The 16,289-nt window shown below is 56.9% G+C and carries 17 protein-coding genes and 1 pseudogene; 9 read left to right on the top strand and 9 right to left on the bottom strand.

Annotated elements, in window-relative coordinates:
- Positions 1–205 precede the first annotated feature (205 nt).
- Both H9L05_RS20780 and H9L05_RS20775 read left to right on the top strand, forming a co-directional pair.
- Positions 206–463, top strand: coding sequence for a hypothetical protein (locus H9L05_RS20780; protein ID WP_187732502.1), 258 nt, complete (start codon positions 206–208; stop codon positions 461–463).
- Positions 412–933 (top strand): hypothetical protein, encoded by a 522-nt coding sequence (locus H9L05_RS20775; RefSeq protein WP_187732501.1) that lies wholly within the window; start codon positions 412–414, stop codon positions 931–933. The genes H9L05_RS20780 and H9L05_RS20775 overlap by 52 nt, the downstream gene beginning before the upstream one ends.
- A 219-nt stretch (positions 934–1,152) precedes the next feature.
- Here H9L05_RS20775 and H9L05_RS20770 read toward each other — a convergent pair whose 3' ends face one another.
- Positions 1,153–1,887, bottom strand: coding sequence for an SDR family oxidoreductase (locus H9L05_RS20770; RefSeq protein ID WP_187732500.1), 735 nt, complete (start codon positions 1,885–1,887; stop codon positions 1,153–1,155).
- Between the two features lie 566 nt (positions 1,888–2,453).
- Here H9L05_RS20770 and H9L05_RS25405 point away from each other — a divergent pair.
- From H9L05_RS25405 to H9L05_RS25400, 4 genes are read left to right on the top strand one after another with little or no spacing between them, the layout of a single operon-like run.
- Positions 2,454–2,780 (top strand): glycoside hydrolase family 3 N-terminal domain-containing protein, encoded by a 327-nt coding sequence (locus H9L05_RS25405; RefSeq protein ID WP_262892591.1) that lies wholly within the window; start codon positions 2,454–2,456, stop codon positions 2,778–2,780.
- Positions 2,738–3,433 (top strand): glycoside hydrolase family 3 protein, encoded by a 696-nt coding sequence (locus H9L05_RS24380; RefSeq protein WP_317175205.1) that lies wholly within the window; start codon positions 2,738–2,740, stop codon positions 3,431–3,433. Before H9L05_RS25405 ends, H9L05_RS24380 begins: the two co-directional genes overlap by 43 nt.
- On the top strand, positions 3,406–4,167 hold the full coding sequence (locus H9L05_RS24375) for a PA14 domain-containing protein (RefSeq protein WP_262892590.1): 762 nt from the start codon (positions 3,406–3,408) through the stop codon (positions 4,165–4,167). The genes H9L05_RS24380 and H9L05_RS24375 overlap by 28 nt, the downstream gene beginning before the upstream one ends.
- Positions 4,164–4,940, top strand: a complete 777-nt coding sequence (locus tag H9L05_RS25400; protein WP_187732499.1) for a glycoside hydrolase family 3 C-terminal domain-containing protein — start codon at positions 4,164–4,166, stop codon at positions 4,938–4,940. Before H9L05_RS24375 ends, H9L05_RS25400 begins: the two co-directional genes overlap by 4 nt.
- A gap of 194 nt (positions 4,941–5,134) precedes the next feature.
- Here the strand turns inward: H9L05_RS25400 and H9L05_RS20755 are convergent.
- Positions 5,135–7,329: pseudogene (locus tag H9L05_RS20755) on the bottom strand (penicillin acylase family protein).
- Positions 7,330–7,780: 451 nt separating this feature from the next.
- Here H9L05_RS20755 and H9L05_RS20750 point away from each other — a divergent pair.
- Positions 7,781–8,917 (top strand): aminotransferase class V-fold PLP-dependent enzyme, encoded by a 1,137-nt coding sequence (locus H9L05_RS20750; RefSeq protein ID WP_262892589.1) that lies wholly within the window; start codon positions 7,781–7,783, stop codon positions 8,915–8,917.
- 189 nt (positions 8,918–9,106) lie between these two features.
- Here the strand turns inward: H9L05_RS20750 and H9L05_RS20745 are convergent, their stop codons facing one another.
- Complete coding sequence (locus H9L05_RS20745) at positions 9,107–9,853, bottom strand: superoxide dismutase (RefSeq protein WP_187732498.1); 747 nt, start codon at positions 9,851–9,853, stop codon at positions 9,107–9,109.
- A gap of 343 nt (positions 9,854–10,196) precedes the next feature.
- On the opposite strand from H9L05_RS20745, the gene H9L05_RS25395 reads away from it, so the two are divergent.
- Both H9L05_RS25395 and H9L05_RS25390 read left to right on the top strand, forming a co-directional pair.
- The gene (locus H9L05_RS25395; protein ID WP_262892588.1) at positions 10,197–10,832 is read left to right on the top strand and encodes an acetylserotonin O-methyltransferase; all 636 of its coding nucleotides are present in this window, start codon (positions 10,197–10,199) and stop codon (positions 10,830–10,832) included.
- Positions 10,833–10,890: 58 nt separating this feature from the next.
- Complete coding sequence (locus H9L05_RS25390) at positions 10,891–11,208, top strand: methyltransferase (RefSeq protein ID WP_262892587.1); 318 nt, start codon at positions 10,891–10,893, stop codon at positions 11,206–11,208.
- A gap of 171 nt (positions 11,209–11,379) precedes the next feature.
- Here the strand turns inward: H9L05_RS25390 and H9L05_RS20735 are convergent, their stop codons facing one another.
- From H9L05_RS20735 to H9L05_RS20710, 6 genes are all read right to left on the bottom strand, one after another.
- Positions 11,380–13,659, bottom strand: a complete 2,280-nt coding sequence (locus tag H9L05_RS20735; protein WP_187732497.1) for a tetratricopeptide repeat protein — start codon at positions 13,657–13,659, stop codon at positions 11,380–11,382.
- Between the two features lie 12 nt (positions 13,660–13,671).
- Positions 13,672–13,857 (bottom strand): hypothetical protein, encoded by a 186-nt coding sequence (locus H9L05_RS20730; protein WP_187732496.1) that lies wholly within the window; start codon positions 13,855–13,857, stop codon positions 13,672–13,674.
- Positions 13,858–13,961: 104 nt separating this feature from the next.
- Positions 13,962–14,279, bottom strand: coding sequence for a hypothetical protein (locus H9L05_RS20725; RefSeq protein WP_187732495.1), 318 nt, complete (start codon positions 14,277–14,279; stop codon positions 13,962–13,964).
- Positions 14,280–14,671: 392 nt separating this feature from the next.
- Complete coding sequence (locus tag H9L05_RS20720; protein WP_187732494.1) at positions 14,672–15,421, bottom strand: SGNH/GDSL hydrolase family protein; 750 nt, start codon at positions 15,419–15,421, stop codon at positions 14,672–14,674.
- Positions 15,422–15,589: 168 nt separating this feature from the next.
- Positions 15,590–15,763 carry a hypothetical protein gene (locus H9L05_RS20715; protein ID WP_187732493.1) on the bottom strand — a complete coding sequence of 58 codons (174 nt, stop codon included), beginning with the start codon at positions 15,761–15,763 and terminating at the stop codon, positions 15,590–15,592.
- 5 nt (positions 15,764–15,768) lie between these two features.
- Positions 15,769–16,128 (bottom strand): heme NO-binding domain-containing protein, encoded by a 360-nt coding sequence (locus tag H9L05_RS20710; protein WP_187732492.1) that lies wholly within the window; start codon positions 16,126–16,128, stop codon positions 15,769–15,771.
- Between the last annotated feature and the right edge of the window lie 161 nt (positions 16,129–16,289).

Genomic DNA, 16,289 nt, shown 5'->3' with positions numbered 1-16,289 from the left:
CTGGCGTGGTACAAAGGTCACGAGCATCTTTCCGGCCCGGAATCAGATTCTGATGAAGCCGGATGTAGACGCAATGAAATAGGATATTAGCTCAGTGAATTAGCGCGCATTCCTGGCAGGTAAGGATGCGAAAAGACGCGCTAGTACTTTTATTCAATTATGGCTATATTATTATCTAGTAAGCCACTACTAACACCTGCTTTTCATGCCTACTGTCAATCTGGACTACTTGAACGCACCAGCGCCCGCCTGGCTTAGCGTGCTGTTTGTGGCCTGTACTTCTTTTACCGCGTGGCTGATGGCGCAGGCGATTCAACGCGCTGGCAGCTCAGTCAACTATTACTGGCTGATCGTTGGCCTGTGGCTTACCGCGCAGGCCGGCTTGGCGCTGGGGGCTTTTATCAAACCGATTTGGACGCGCTGCCGCCCCGCTTGGCGCTGGGCGCACTTTTTCCGGCCCTAGCCGTGATTCTGGCCATCGTTATTTCCCCGCAAGGCCGCCGCTGGATGGCCCGCCTGCCCCTTGCCGATCTGGCTGCCATCAGCGTAGTGCGGATAGGCGTGGAAATCGGCTTATACGGACTGGCAGCCGCTCATCTGGTGCCCGAGCTGATGACGTTTTCCGGCCGCAACTTCGATGTTCTCTCGGGCCTGACGGCTCCGGTGGTGGCAAGTTTGTGGCGCAATAAGCGGTTGGGTAGGGGAGGGCTAATTGCCTGGAATATAGCTGCCTTGGTATTGCTTGGCATCATTGTAACGCTGGCTTTGCTCTCGGCCCCCACTCCGCTTCAGCGGCTAGCTTTTGAGCAGCCAAATGTGGGAGTGCTGCGCTTTCCATTTGTGTGGCTGCCCGCGTTTATTGTGCCGGTGGTGCTGTTCAGCCATATAGCCAGCCTGTATCAATTGCTGCGGCAGCCCGCATTAGCTACTTAAGAAGCGGGTTGAACGATGTAGAGACGCAACACTTTGCGTCTCGTCGTTGAACGACCCATACTGCACTGTTAAAAACATCAGCAACGACGAGACGCAAAGTGTTGCGTCTCTACATCGTTCTGATTTCTACAGTGCAGGTTTTATAGCTTCGTAAGAACCAAAAAAGCCCCCCAGGTATCTGCTGGGGGCTTTTTTATGATTTAGTTGTAAAGCCAAGGCTTACGTCAGCGCCTCGTCCATGGTGCGCATCTGAATCTCGATGATGCGCGAGTTCGACGACTGCGTGCAGGCCAGCAGCACAGCGCCGGCCACGTCCTCGGGCTCCAGCATCCCCGACTGGGCTACTTTGTCTTCGGTGCGGCCTTTGCCCAGGGCAAACTCCGTTTTGACGCCGCCGGGGCAGATAGCGCCTACTTTGATGCCGTCGGGCCGCAGCTCTTTATCCAGGGCCTGAGCAAAGCCAACCTGAGCAAACTTGGTGGCGCAGTACACCGCTTCGCCCGCAAAACCATACACGCCCGCCATCGACGAGAGCATGAGAATGGTGCCGGATTTCTGGCTTTGCATCACGGGCACGGCGTGGCGGGTGAAGAGGAAAGTCGTGCGCATGTTCGTGTCCATGAGCTCGTCGTATTCGTCGGCGCTCGTGTCAACTAGGTTTTTATAGTTGCCAGCGCCGGCGTTGTTGATCAGGATGTCGAGGCGGCCAAACGAGTCGGTGGCGGCTTGCACGGTGCGGCGGGCAGTTTCTTCGTCGCGGGCGTCGCCGGCTACAAACGTTACTTCCACGCCCAATTGGCGCAGTTCCGCGGCTAGTGATTCCAGCCGCTCGTCGCGCCGGGCGGTCAATACCAAATTGGCTCCTTCGGCGGCCAAAGCCCGCGCGCAGGCTTCGCCGATGCCGGCACTTGCACCCGTAATGAGAGCTACTTTTCCATTGAGTTTTCCTGCCATGATTTTGCTTTTCTAGAGTAGTATAAGGTTGGGGTGAGGTAAGATCTGCGTCTTGGGTTCGAAGCTAGATAAACGTAGAGAGGCGGGCAAAGGGCTGAGTTACGAAGGCACTTATATCGGTAAGAAATACTATCACAATCGTTTACATAGATTATTTCTTGCGCTACAGCGCAGATTTGGCTTAAAATCGCTGGTCGTGGGTGGTAAGCCGCCTACTTTAGATGCGGGTCTTTGTGATTGAAACCAGCCTGAACCGAACACTTACAGTCACGCGCCCTTGCCCATGTACTATGCGTCGTCAGCGACCCGGAGTAGCCACCGCTGACCATCGTTTCACCCAACCCCACCTTCAGGATGAAGAAACTCTTAATCGTTGTATCGCTGGTAGCCCTTGCTGGGTGCAATAAAGGAAGCCAGCAAACTGCTACTGTTCCAGCCTCCGCTACTGCTCAGGAAATGCCCCCAGCAAGCCCGAAGACTTCCCGTTTCGCAATCCCGATCTGCCCGTTGATCAGCGGGTAGATGACCTGGTCGGTCGCCTGACGCTGGAGGAAAAAGTGAGTCAGATGCTGAACGCCTCGCCCGCCATCGACCGACTGGGCATTCCGGCTTACAACTGGTGGAACGAAGCCCTGCACGGCGTAGCCCGCACGAGCATGAAAACAACGGTGTTTCCGCAGGCCATCGGCTTGGCGGCCACGTTCAACACCGAGGCCATGCTCAAAATGGCCACCATCACCTCCGACGAAGCCCGTGCTGTGCACCACGAGTACGCCCGCCGTGGCGAGCGGGGCATCTATCAGGGTCTCACGTTCTGGACGCCTAACATTAACATCTTCCGCGACCCGCGCTGGGGCGGGGGCAGGAAACCTACGGCGAAGATCCGTACCTGACCGGGCAGCTGGGTTCGGCTTTGGTAAAAGGCTTTCAGGGCGACGACCCGAAGTATCTGAAAGTAACGGCCTGCGCCAAGCACTTTGCCGTGCACAGCGGCCCCGAGCAATTGCGCCACGTATTCGATGCTAAAATCAGCGACTACGACTTGTGGGACACGTATTTGCCAGCTTTCCGCGACCTGATTGTAGATGCGAAAGTGGCCAGCGTGATGTGCGCTTATAACGCCTACGCCGGGCAGCCCTGCTGCGGCAGCGACAAGCTCATGAACGAGATTCTCTACGATAAGTGGAAGTTCACAGGCTACGTCACCTCCGACTGCGACGGCATCAACGACTTCTGGCAAAACCACAAAACCGACCCCGACGCGGCCACCGCTGCTGCCAACGCCGTGCTCCACGGCACAGACCTCGAATGCGCCACCGGCAAGCTCTTTACTTATAACTCTCTGCTCGAATCGGTGCAGCGCAAGCTCATCACCGAGCAGCAGTTGGACGTGTCGGTGAAGCGCCTGTATAAGATTCGCTTTCAGCTGGGCATGTTCGACCCCACGGAGCGCGTGAAGTACGCCCAGATTCCGATGAGCGTGGTGGAAAGTGCCCCCACCAGGCCCATGCCCTGCAAATGGCGCACGAATCGTTGGTGCTCTTGAAAAACGACAAGAACACGCTGCCGCTTCGCAAAGACATCAAGAAGCTAGTTGTGCTCGGCCCCAACGCCGACAATGACGCCGTGCAGCTCGGCAACTATAACGGCTTCCCGACCGATAATGTAACCCCGCTCGAAGGCATTCGGGCTAAGGTGGGCAAAGGCACCGAAGTAACTTTCATCCAGGGAGTTGACTACGCCAGCAATATCGTGTATGAAACCTTCGACATCAATAAAAACCTGACCAGCAACGGCCAGCCCGGCTTTAAGGCTGAGTACTTCAAAGGCACCGAGCTGCAAGGTCAGCCTATAGTTACTACCCAGGAAGCCGGCCTCGACCGCTATCTGGCCAACGTAAAGATTGAAGTGGTGCCGGGCTTGCCGGCCGAGAACTTCTCGGCCCGCTACACCACTACGTTTACCCCGGAAAAGTCGGAAGAGCTGGCTTTCCAAATCACCGGCGACGACGGCTACCGCTTGTTCATCGACAATAAGCTGGTGCTCGACAACTGGAAAAGCCGCGGCGTATCAACCACCCAGCACAAACAGAAAGTAGTGGCGGGTCAAAAGATGGAAATCAGGCTCGAATACTTTCAGGCCGACCGCCGTACCATTCTCAAGTTTGCCGGTGCCCACATTGTACCCATGAACGCCAAGAACATTCTGGCTCAAGTGCGCAACGCCGACGCGATTATTTTCGTGGGGGCATTTCTCCCCGTCTGGAAGGTGAGGAAATGAAGGTAGATGTGGAAGGCTTCAGCGGCGGCGACCGCACCAGTATTGCCCTGCCCAAAGTACAGACCGAACTGCTGAAGGTGCTGAAGTCATCAGGCAAGCCGGTGGTATTTGCTATGATGACCGGCAGCGCCCTGGGTGTGCCGTGGGAAGCCGCCAACATTCCCGCCATCATCAACACTTGGTACGGCGGCCAAGCCACCGGCACTGCCCTGGCCGATGTGCTGTTCGGCGACTACAACCCCGCCGGCCGCCTTCCCGTCACGTTCTACAAATCAGAAAAGCAGCTGCCCGCCTTCGATAACTACGACATGGAAGGCCGCACCTACCGTTACTTCCGCGACACGCCGCTGTATCCGTTCGGCCACGGCCTGAGCTACACCACCTTCAAGTACAGCGCCCTAAAAATGCCCCCCAGTGCCCCCACCGGCCAACCCGTAACGGTAAGCGTAGAAGTGCAAAACACCGGCAAGCGCGCCGGCGACGAGGTAGTACAGCTTTACGTAAAACACCCCAATGCCAAAGGACGCGTGGCACTGCACGCGCTCGAAGGCTTTCAGCGGATAAACCTCAAAGCCGGCGAGAAAAAGACGATTCAGTTCACGCTCACTCCCCGGCAGTTATCCTTGCTGAATGACAAAGCCGAGCGCATGGAACAGGCCGGCCAAGTGCAGGTTTTCGTGGGTGGCGGACAGCCGCTGAAATCGGCGCTGGCCGCGAAGCAAGTATTGCAAGCCAACGTGGCTTTGACGGGTGCCAATGTTATGATTGATTAACCAGCCGGAGTAAAACAGCGAGGCCGCGCCGTCTGATTATTGACGGCGCGGCCTCGCTGTTTTACAGGGTGTAGAGACACATACTTGTGTCTCGTCGTTGCGAATGTTGTTTCTACAGTAAAACTGCGTGGTGCTGGTCGTTCAATAAGAAGACACAAGTATGTGTCTCTACATCGTTCTTGCGTCTGCAATGCCTACTCGCCGGGGTGATAGGTCTTCTTGGCATTCTTGCGAACATCTTCGGGATAAAACAGCACGTCTTTGAACCGCTGCTCCGCGTACATCGTCGCTTGGTCGGTGAAGTGGGGCGAGTTGGGGTCGCTGTTTTCACCCCCCGCCAGCACCGAGCGCGCCTTGATGCGCGGCCCGAACTCTACCACAGCCACGAAGCTGTTGCCGACGTTGCCGTAGCGCTTTTTGGTGCCGGTTTGGGCCCGCGCGCCGAAAGCGGCCAAGGAGCCCCAGGCCGAGGAGGTGAAAGCCACTGGAATGCTCGGCTTGCTGTCATCGTACACTTCCTGAATTTGGCCGGTGAGGCGTTGGAAGCGGTTTACTTCGCCCCAGGGCATTTTCCAGGTGCCGAAGTCGCGGGTCAGCTCGTCGAGGGTTTCGGCCAGGGCGACTACCTTCTCCTGGGGCGTCGTTTTTTCAATGACTAAGGCGGTGAAGGTCAGGTTGTCGAGGCGCTGGTCGGGGAGGGCGCGGGTGCGGGCTAGCTTCTGGATGCGCTCGGCCCAATAGATAGCCAGCGTTTGCCCGACGGAGGTCTTGCCGTATTTCTTGTCCCAGGTACGCAGCACCTCTATGGCTTCCGGCACCGCCTTCGAGGCAGTGCTGGCCTTGCCGGCCGGGGTTTGATAAGCGGCTACCAGGGCCGGAATTAACTCCTCGAACCCTGCCAGATATGGGTCATTGGCGGCGGCAATGAGCGTGTCGAGCGTGTATAGTTTCCGGCGGCTGAGCACGCGCACGGCATTGATGCCGCGGTAGTTTTCCGCGTCGGGAGCCATGTAGGCGGCATACTTATCCTTGGCCGGGCTGCTGGGGCCGGATACGGTAAACGGGGTGGAGTTGCAGTTTTGAATCCAGCCACTGGCAGGGTTGAGCACCTGCACTAGCTCGTTTACCTTGTGTAAGCCTTTCCACTCAGTTTGCGGATTGCTGCCATCAACGGGGCGGCTCCAGTCGAACTGGGGGTCGCGGATGGGCATGAAGTTGCCGTGCCAGTAGGCGATATTGCCCTTGCTATCGGCGAAAACGGTGTTGTTGGTGGCGTTGCCGTTGAGCTTCATCACCTCGTTGAAGCTGGCGTAGTCAGTGGCTTTGGTGCGCAGGTACGACTGCTCCAGCGCTTCCAGCGGCGTATCCATCATGCGCACCGTCACCCATTGGTTGTCGGCCTGCTGACCCACGACCGGGCCGTGGTGGGTGCGGTAAGTAGTGAACTCCTTGCGCAGCACCTGGTTGCCCTGCTTATAAGCCAGCGACACCTTTTTGACCTGCACCGGGCGCCGCTTCTTGCCAACCTTGTAATACAGCTTGCCATTTTTCTCCTCAATGGTTTCCAGGTACTCATCCATGGAGTCGGCCTGGCTGGAGGTGTGCATCCAGCCGCAGTTCTGATTAAATCCCTGATATACAAAAAACTGCCCCCACGTAACGGCACCGTAGGCATTCAGGCCGGCTTCGCTTACCATCTGCACTTCGGGCCGGAAGTAGAAGGACGTGTGCGGATTAATTAGCAGCAGGGCGTGGCCGCTGGCACTTTTGGCCGGAGCAATAGCAAATCCATTGGAGCCGACGGGTTCACGGTCTTGCTTCTCAAAATCAGGGTGCTGCCAGGAAGTTGATTTTTTCTGGCTATAAAAGGCTTTCAAACGCTCCAGCGGCACCACGCTGATATTGCCACCAATGCTGCCCTCGCTGAACATAAGCGGCATCCAGGGCTGGTAGCGCGTGAGCAGCTTAGGCTTGACGGTGGGGTGAGTGTAGAGGTAATAGTTGGTGCCGTCGGCGAAGGCATTCAGCAGCTCCTTCATCCATGGGGGCTTTTTTTATAGATATTGATGGCCTGGGTGCTGTCCAAAAAGAGGTTAGCGCGCAAATCACTATACAAAGCCGTTTCGCCCTCTACTTCTGCTAAGCGCCCGATGTTGGTGAGGTAGTTTTCCTCCACGCGGGCGAAGTCGTCCTCGCACTGGGCGTAGAGCAGGCCGAACACGGCATCCGCGTCAGTTTTGCCATAGATGTGCGGCACGCCCCACTGGTCGCGGATGATATTTACTTGCTTGGCTTGCCGCTGCCAGCGCGCAATTTCTTCGGGTTTGAATGCCTGCGCTTGAGCCGCTAAGCAGGAGAAAAGAAGGAACAGAGTAAATAGAGGGCGCATCGGAACAGGAAGTGGACGGGTGGAGTGGTCGGTAAATGTACAGGAGCGACAGGACTACGCTACGGTTTTGCGGTAATTGCCATGACCTTTAGCGCAGCGTATGTGACTGTTGTTTCTAAAAGTAGCACGGAACATTAGAAAGCCCCCCAGGCCGTCATGCAGAGCGCAGCGACGCATCTCGCGTGCTGATGTCTGATTAGTAATCTCACCACCGCGAGCGAGATGCGTCGCTGCCGCTCTGCATGACGACCTGGGGGCTTTTTTGCGTAGGCTAGCGCATGTTCCCGCCGCTTTATACCTTACGAGCAATCTGCAGCCTCCCCTCATTCCACCCTCTTCGCATGTCGCTTACAACTCTGCCAGTCGATTCCATTCGCGCCCATTTTCCGGCCCTTCGCCCCAGCTCTCAGCACAAGCCTTATATCTTTTTCGATGGCCCGGCGGCACCCAGATGGCCCAGCAGGCCCTGGACGCGATGGTAAACTACATCAGCGGCGGCATGGCCAACCTGCACGGCATGTTCGGGACCAGCCAAGCCACCGATGAGCTGCTGGAAGAAGGCCGGCGCGGCATGGCCGACTTTCTCAACTGCCAGCCCCAGGAAGTGGCCTTCGGGCAAAACATGACCTCGCTGGCCTTCGCCATTGCCCGCAGTCTGGGGGGCTTTATTCAGCCCGGCGACGAAATACTCGTCACCGAAATCGACCACCGCGCCAACGTCGATCCGTGGGTGACCCTGGCCAAAGACCGGGGCGCGGTGGTGAAGTTCATCCCCGTAAACCCCGAAACCTTCACCCTCGAACTAAACCAGCTCGACAAGCTGCTAACGACCCGCACCAAGCTCGTGGCCGTGAGTATGTCGTCGAACGTGACGGGCACCGTGACGCCGGTAGAGGACATAATTCGGCGGGCCAAGGCGGTAAATGCCCTCGTCGTGCTGGATGCCGTGCACGCCGCGCCGCACCTGCCGATTGACTTTCAGGCGCTGGGGGCCGATATTCTGTTTTGCTCGGCTTACAAATTCTTCGGGCCGCACCTGGGCATTGCGGTCGTGTCGGCGGCGTTGTTTGAGCAACTGCCCGTCTACAAATTGGCCCCCGCGCCCGCCCACATTCCCGATAAGCTGGAAACCGGCACCCAAAACCACGAAGCCATTGCCGGCCTGCTGGGCGCGCTGGATTTTATTCAAACTCTGGGCACGGGCGCCACGCGCAAACAGCGCCTGCGCACGGCCATGGAAGCCATTGAGAAACAGGAAGTAGAGCAGGCGCTCATGCTGGAAGAATTTCTGCAAAATTTGCCCCCCGTACGCTTGTACCGCGCCCCGACCGACACCCGCAAAACGCCCACCCTGGCCTTTACGCTCGACGGCGTGAACTCCCGGGATGCCGCGGCATGGTTTGCCGATAACTACAATATGTGCATAGCGCACGGCCATTTTTACGCTTCCACCATGGCCGATAAGCTGCAAGTAAACGAGCTGGGCGGCTGGCTCCGCATCGGCCTGGCGCCTTACAACACGCCGGAGGAAATTGAGCTGTTTAAAACGGCTCTGCTGGCGTTTATCGACATTCACTACAAGCCGTAGCAAAGAACGAAAAGCAGATGACTGAGTCTTAGAGTAATAAATAAGGCGGTCATGCAGAGCAGCGCGAAGCATCTCGCGTGCTGACGCTGGATTTCTAACCTCACTACCGCGAGCGAGATGCTTCGCGCTGCTCTGCATGACCGCCTCGTGTTTGTAAATCCAAGGAGGTCTTACGCTGTGTTCTAGGGTCTAGCTCTTGCGGGCAGCGTCGTAGCGCTGCCCTACTGCCGACCAGTTCACTGCATTCCAGAAGGCCTTCACGTAATCGGGGCGCTTGTTCTGGTACTTCAGGTAGTAGGCGTGCTCCCACACATCGAGGCCCAGGATGGGCGTGCCGCGCTGAATACCCGGTAAATCCATCAAGGGGTTGTCCTGGTTGGGCGTGGAGGAGATGAACAGCTTGCCAGCCTTATCTACGCTCAGCCACGCCCAGCCTGAGCCGAAGCGCCCCGTGGCCGCTTTGGCAAATTCCTCCTGAAACTTCTCGTAGGAGCCGAAAGTCTTGGTTAGGTCAGTAGCCAGATTGCCCGTGGGCTGCCCGCCACCTTTAGCGGCGAGTATCTGCCAGAACATAGAGTGATTCCAGTGGCCGCCGGCATTGTTGCGCACGGCGTCGGGCTGCTTACTGGCGGAGGCCAGCAGCTCGGCCAACGACTGCTTTTCCTGGGGTTTGCCCACCACGGCTTCGTTGAGCTTCGACACGTAGGTTTTGTGGTGGGCATCATGGTGAATCTCCATGGTGCGCGCGTCGATGTGGGGCTCCAGGGCATTGAAGGCGTAAGGCAGCGCGGGCAGCGTGAAAGGGCCATCGGCCATGGGCGTGGCGCGGGCTTCGGCCAGAAACTTTTCGTCGCGGGCGCGGGCCAGCAGGGCGGGGCTTACCAGGCCGCTAATGGCCAGCAGCAGACCGCGCTGCAAAAAATCACGTTTGTTCATAGTAGTGGTAGATAAAGTGAGGGTTTACTGATCTGGTGGAGGTGATTCAAACGTTGGTTTTCCTATAAATAATGAAGCTTGTACGAGAACGTACGGGCAAAAATTGCGACTAAAGCTTTATAAATAAGAATAGAATAAATAGAATAAATAGAATAAATAGAATAAATAGAATAAATAGAATAAATAGAATAAATAGAATAAATAGAATAAATAGAATAAATAGAATAAATAGAATAAATAGAATATATTAGAGTAGCGTTCTGGGGGGGCAAATTCGAGCTATAGCCTTCCAGTAAACTATAAACTGCGCTTAACTATCTGATATGCTTTAAGTAAACTATCTATGTCGCAAGAGCTACCTCCTTCCCTTCAGCTCATGCAGGTTATGTTTGGGTTTGCGCCCTCCCGCGCTATAGGGGTTGCCGCCGAGCTGGGTATTGCCGATCTGCTGCAGGACGGCCCCAAGAGCGCCGGCGAGCTGTCCCGCCTTACCAGCACGCACGAGCGCTCCCTGTATCGGGTGCTGCGGGCCTGTGCCAGCGTGGGCGTATTCTCCGAAGACGAAGACAAGCGTTTTCGCCTGACGCCGCCGGCCGAGTCGCTGCTGAGCGACGTGCCCGGCAGCCTGCGGTCCTTCGTAACCCTGATGACCAACGACTTTCAGTACCAAACCTGGGCCGAGCTGCTCTACAGCGTGCAAACCGGCGAGCCGGCCTTCGACAAGGTATTTGGTACCTCGTCCTTCGATTATTTCTGGAAGAATGAGAAGGCCGGCAAGGTGTTCAACGATGCCATGTCCAGCAACAGCGCCTTTAGCAGCGCCGCCGTGCTGGAAGCCTACGATTTTTCGGCCTTTTCTACCATCGTGGATGTAGGCGGCGGACATGGTTTGCTGCTGGCTTCTATTCTGAAAAAATACCCCCGGCTGCGGGCATTCTCTACGACATGCCGGCCATCGTGGAAGCTGCCGCCGACCTGATACAATCGCAGGGCGTAGCCGACCGCTGCGAGCGGGTGGGGGCAGTTTTTTCGATTCAGTGCCGGCAGGGGCCGATGCGTACATCATGAAGCACATCATCCACGACTGGAACGATGAGCAGAGCCTGACCATTCTGAATAACTGCCGCGAGGCGATGAACCCGGAAGGCAAGGTGCTGGTGGTGGAAATGGTGCTGCCCGAAGGCAACGAGCCTTCCTTCGGCAAGTTTCTGGACCTGCAGATGCTGCTGTACCTGCGCGGCTGCGAGCGGACCGAAGCGGAGTACCGTCAGCTGTTCGGGAAGGCCGGCCTAGAGCTGACCCGCATCCTGCCGACCAGGTCGCCGTTCAGCATTATCGAAGGCATACGCAAGTAAAAAAGCCCCCAGCGCCATGTAGAGACGCGTATTGGCTGTGCCGACCTTCGGTTCGCGTCTAGTCGGTGAACGATGGGCATCGCGCCGTTCGCATAATTCGCCTAAACAACGACCGCGACGATGAGACGTGAACCGAAGGTCGGCACAGCCAATACGCGTCTCTACAGGAGTTTATACACCGGCCTTGGTCATTTCCGGTGTGGCGGTGCGGGCGGCGCGTTGTGGGGCGACGGCTAGTGGGAGGCAAATCGTAAACTCCGTGTACTCGCCCTCCTTTGTTTCTACGCTCAGCGTGCCGCGGTGGCCTTTGGTGATGATATCATAGCTCAGCGACAGGCCTAAGCCCGTGCCTTCGCCCGTGGGTTTGGTCGTAAAGAAGGGCTCGAAAATGCGTTGGCGCACCTCGGCCGGAATGCCGTTGCCATTGTCGCGAATCACAATCCGAACGTCCTTTTCGGTTTCCTGGGTGCGGATGGTTATTTCCGGCTGATACGCTTCGCCCAACTGTCGGCGCTTTTCGGCTACGGCGTAAAACGCGTTGGTGAGCAGGTTTATCAGCACCCGGCTCAAATCCTGGGGCACCACTTGCAGGCTGGGAAGCTGGGGGGCAAATTCGGTGGTGAGCGTGGCTTTAAAGTCCTTGTTGGCAGCCTGATAGCTGTAGTGCGCCAAGCGCAGACACTCCTCTGCCAGCACGTTCAGATCGGTGGACTGGGGTTGGCCGCTGCTGGCCCTGGAGTGCTCCAGCATGCTTTTCACGATGCGGTCGGCGCGGCGGCCGTGCTGATGAATGCTCAGCTGGTTATGCGACAGATCGTGCAGCAGTTCCTCAATCGTGGCCCGCCCCCTTTCCGACAGCTTTTCTTTCGCCAGCTCCTCCTGCAATTCGGTCGTCAGCTCCACGCCCAGGTCGGAGAAGTTGGTAATGAAGTTCAGCGGGTTCTGGATTTCGTGGGCCACGCCCGCCGTCAGCTGCCCCAGCGAGGCCAGCTTCTCGTGCTGCACCAGCTGGGCCTGGGTGGCGCGCAACTCCGTTAGGGCCTGGTCGAGGTCGTCGCGGTGGGCGGCGATGGCCAGGTTCTTTTCCTTGAGCTGGCGGTTGGCGCGCTGCTTTAAAAAGACGTTGCGCAGCAATAGCCCGGCCAGCAGCAACAGCCCCGCAATGCCAGCCAGCAGGCCCACGAACTTCTGCCGTTGGCGCTCAGCTTTCTGCTTCTGGAGCTGGCGGTCTTTGCTGAGCAGGTCAATCTGCGCCTTTTTGCGGTCCAGCTCGTAGCCATAGCGCAAGGCGCTGGTGCGGCGCTGAATGTCTTCCCCGGAGAGCGAATCGTCATAGGCTATCTGCAGATTGCGGTAGCGGTAAGCCTGCTCAAAATCCCGACGCTGACCGTAGGCGTCGGCCAGCAACTCGCTGGCCATGAAAATATTGACGTTGCTGCCCGATTTCTGGCTAAGCTCCAGGGCATGATGGGCCAGGGCCAGCACGCTATCGGTCTGGTTGGCGAGCAGATAGGCCCGGGCCAGCATCAGCTCCACCGAGGGCAGGTTGTACGTATCCTGAGTGGCGCGCACCAGCTGGCGAGCCCGTAGGCCGTGGGCCAGCGCCTGGGTTGTGTTTCCCTGCCGGCCATATACTTCCGCAAGGTTGATTTCATCCGAAATTTCGCCCCCCACGTTGCCCAGCTTTTTGCTGAGGCTAAGGGAACGCTGGTGATAAGCAATAGCCTGCGGCCAGTTTTTGAGCGTTTGATAGGTAGTGCCCAATCCATTCAGGGCCATTAATACCGTCTGCTCGTCATTGAGGCGCCGGGCGTTCTTTAGCGCAGCCCGAAGCGTCGAGAGCGCCTCCGTGTAGTCGCCCAGCTGGCTGTAGATATTGCCCATATTGATTTGCAGCCGCGTGCGGGTAAGCAGGTCGCCGCTTTTCTCCGTCAGGGGCAAGCCTTTCAGGGCAGAAGACAAGGCGCCCGGATAATTGCCTTGTAATAAGTCAATCCAGCTCATTTGCAGCCAGGTTCTGCCCAGTCCTTCCGGGTCGTTGGGCCTGGCAAACAAGCTCTGGGCCTGCTGGGCGTAGCGGCGGGCCAGGTCGTAATTGGTCTGGCGGCGGTAGAGGATGCTCAGGGCCAACAGCGCCTCAGCCTGGCCGTCGGTATTGGCCAGCTTGCGGGCCAGCGTGAGCGCCTGCCGATTCAGCTGCATGGCCTGGGGCATATCTGCTATACGCACCGCGTGCGCCAGGGCCAGCAGGCGCTGCACGCGGACGGTATCGGCGCGGGGCTGCTGGCGCAACAGCTGGCGCAGGCTGTCGGCGGCAGCCGGCGTTTGGCCCAGAGCCGGCTGCGGGAGCAGAATAACGCTCAAAAGAAGCAGGACTACTACATGCTTCATGCTGGCGGGCACAAAGGGTAAATACGTTGATGCGCGTGCTGGCTGGTAGGCGGTTAGCAAACAGCCGCCGCGCTATTCCTCGTCGATAGTGCTGGACTCCTGGCTTTGCTTTGCCTGGGGTGGGTTGTGCAATACGCCGCCCTCCAGCGTGGAGAGGTCGACGGGCTCATCCGGATTGCTGCCAATGGGGGTGGGGGCATCAGGGTTCGACTCATCGGGAGCCGAGTCGCCTTTGCCGGTTGTGCGAGATTTTGACATGCTGTTTTTTTAATAAGGCGGATTGTGAATAACGCCGCCTGTTCTTTCGGTAAGCTCTTCTGCTTTGCTAAACTTGAATTCGGCGAACCGAAGCGTGGCTTCCACTATTTTGCCTTCCCGCAGGGCCGTAACGTTGACGTCGTAGGGCTTTTTGAATTGGTACTTGGGGGCATGGCCTCATAAATGAGATCCACAAAGCCTGCATGGGGCACGTCGGTGTAAGTGGCCGTGCCGGCAATCATCGAATCGCCGGTGTTTATAACGTACAGTATCTCACCATTTTCCAGCTGAAAAGCGGCAGTAAAGGGATTCGGGTCTTCGAGCCGCTTGGAGGTCTCGCTGAATGCATCAACGTAAAGCTGCCACTCGTCGGATGGCACTGGAAACTCTATGCTGTCTGTATTTCCTTCGGTGAGCGCCATAGGTAAGATAGCTGAGGTGATAATAACTATTAATGTATACTAATATTAGAAATAATACAAAAGAATATTGTGTTGTTTATATGCAAATTGAATTGTGCTATCGGGCTTCCGTTCATTGTCCTGAGCCGCCACACACGTCCAAGCTCCCCTCCTTAACAAGGAGGGGATGGTTTCGCGCAGCGCAAACGGGGGTGGTTGAGGTCGTTGTTTAGGTGTTTGGTTGTTTGATTATTGGATAGTCTGGGGGCTTTTTCACATAAAAACGTCTCACATAAGACCGTCATGCAGAGCGGAGCGAAGCATCTCGCTCGTGCCGTTTGATTACTAATCTCTCGTCAGCACGCCAGATGCTTCGCTCCGCTCTGCATGACGGTCTAGTTTATGAAATCGTATTACTTGCCTGCCTTGATAACCGCCACGATGGACTTGGCGAAGATGGGTGCTACTACCTGCTGGCCGGCGTCGTTGAGATGCACGAGGTCGTGGTAGTAGGTTTTGTCTTTCTCGGTGCCGCCTGGGCCGATGCGCGGGTCCTGGGCTACGTCGGCTAGCTCATGGAACAGCGTGTTGCCGCTGGCTTTTACGGCGCGCAGGGCCACGTTTACGGCCAGACGGTCGCGCTCCTGGGTGGCGGGGTAGTCGTCTTCGGAGCGGGGCAACAAGGTGCCCATCACGATTTTCCACTCGGGGTGCGCGGCGCGCGCCTTGCGGCACACTTCAAGCAGCGACTCTTCGGCTTGCTTGGCCGTGGCTCCGTAGTAAATATGATTGGTGCCTTCCCAAAGCACCAGCACGTTCACGTCCTTGGTTGGGTCGAAGGCCGCGTTAATCTTCGGCAGCTGGTCTATCACCTGCGGGGTAACGTAGTTGGCTACCGCAAAATTTTCGGAGGTGCCGGCGCCTAAAGCAGCTCCGCCTTGGCTCTTGACCTCGGCCATGATCTTGGTATCAATCACGAAGCCCAGGTAGCCGGAGAGCAGGCTGTTGCCGGCATACGTGATTTTGTAGGTGATAGGAGCCGCCGGGGCAGGGGGAGGAGCTGGCGCAGGCGTAGGTTCCGGGTCGGAGCTGTTGGAGCTACAGCCAAACACGCTAATAGAGAGGGCAATAAGTAAGCTGCGGGTGGTGATTTTTATAGACATGAAGTTGGTTCTTGGATCAGGAATAACCAGAGTACAAGCTTTAGCGGAAAAGTGCACTCAGGCCGGCAAGGACCCTAGAACGTTGGTGGAGGGCAAAAAGATATTACTGCCGGGCTTTAAATGTCCAATAGACCCATCTTTTTGCCCCCCGCTTCCCTCAAAATGCCCTCAGGTCCGGCGCACATGGATGCGCACCCGCTCGCCGTCGTGGCTGGTGGTGGGCATCACATCGATGCGGTCGGCCTCATCGAAGTAAGTAGCCAGGCCGCGCACGATGCCCACAGCTAGCCCACTCATGCGGCGCGGCGACACGTAGTCGATGATCAGTTCGTTTTCGCCCAAACGCTTTACATTAAGCACTGGGGGCTATTTTCGGGGTGCTCACGCCGTACTTGTTTGTGCATGGTAAGCTCGGTATGCTCTATCATGTCGAGGGTTTTCCACTCGGGCTGCACGTATTTCTGATACATAAACATCAGATCAGGCACCAGGTACTCACCAAACTTCTCGTGCAATTCGCCCGCCGATAGGCCGGTCATCTCGGCAGCCTGACCTACCAAGGCATAAATGTTCTCGTCAGGGTATACTGTTTTGTGGTCGAATTCAACGTTTTCGAGGCCCGAAAGCTCCATGAGCTTGAGCCATGTGCTGTGGTCGTACTGAGTTTGAACGTAACGCTTAAGCAGCATAAGAACGGTGCCATGCATAATCTGGGCTGAGGGTACAGGTAAAAATGAGTGATAGAACTGGCCGTGTCCTTGCCTTCACCGGGAGTTGTTATTCTACTAAATATTCAACGTGCGGCTTGTCTGCTGATGTGCCCAATCTATTGTTCAGCTTACCAGGCAGCGGCTTTGCTAAGGTACAA

The organism is Hymenobacter qilianensis (assembly GCF_014489555.1).
Classification (GTDB): domain Bacteria; phylum Bacteroidota; class Bacteroidia; order Cytophagales; family Hymenobacteraceae; genus Hymenobacter; species Hymenobacter qilianensis.
The sequence above is the reverse complement of the archived record's forward strand: the minus strand, read 5'-3'. Positions and strand labels throughout refer to the sequence as shown.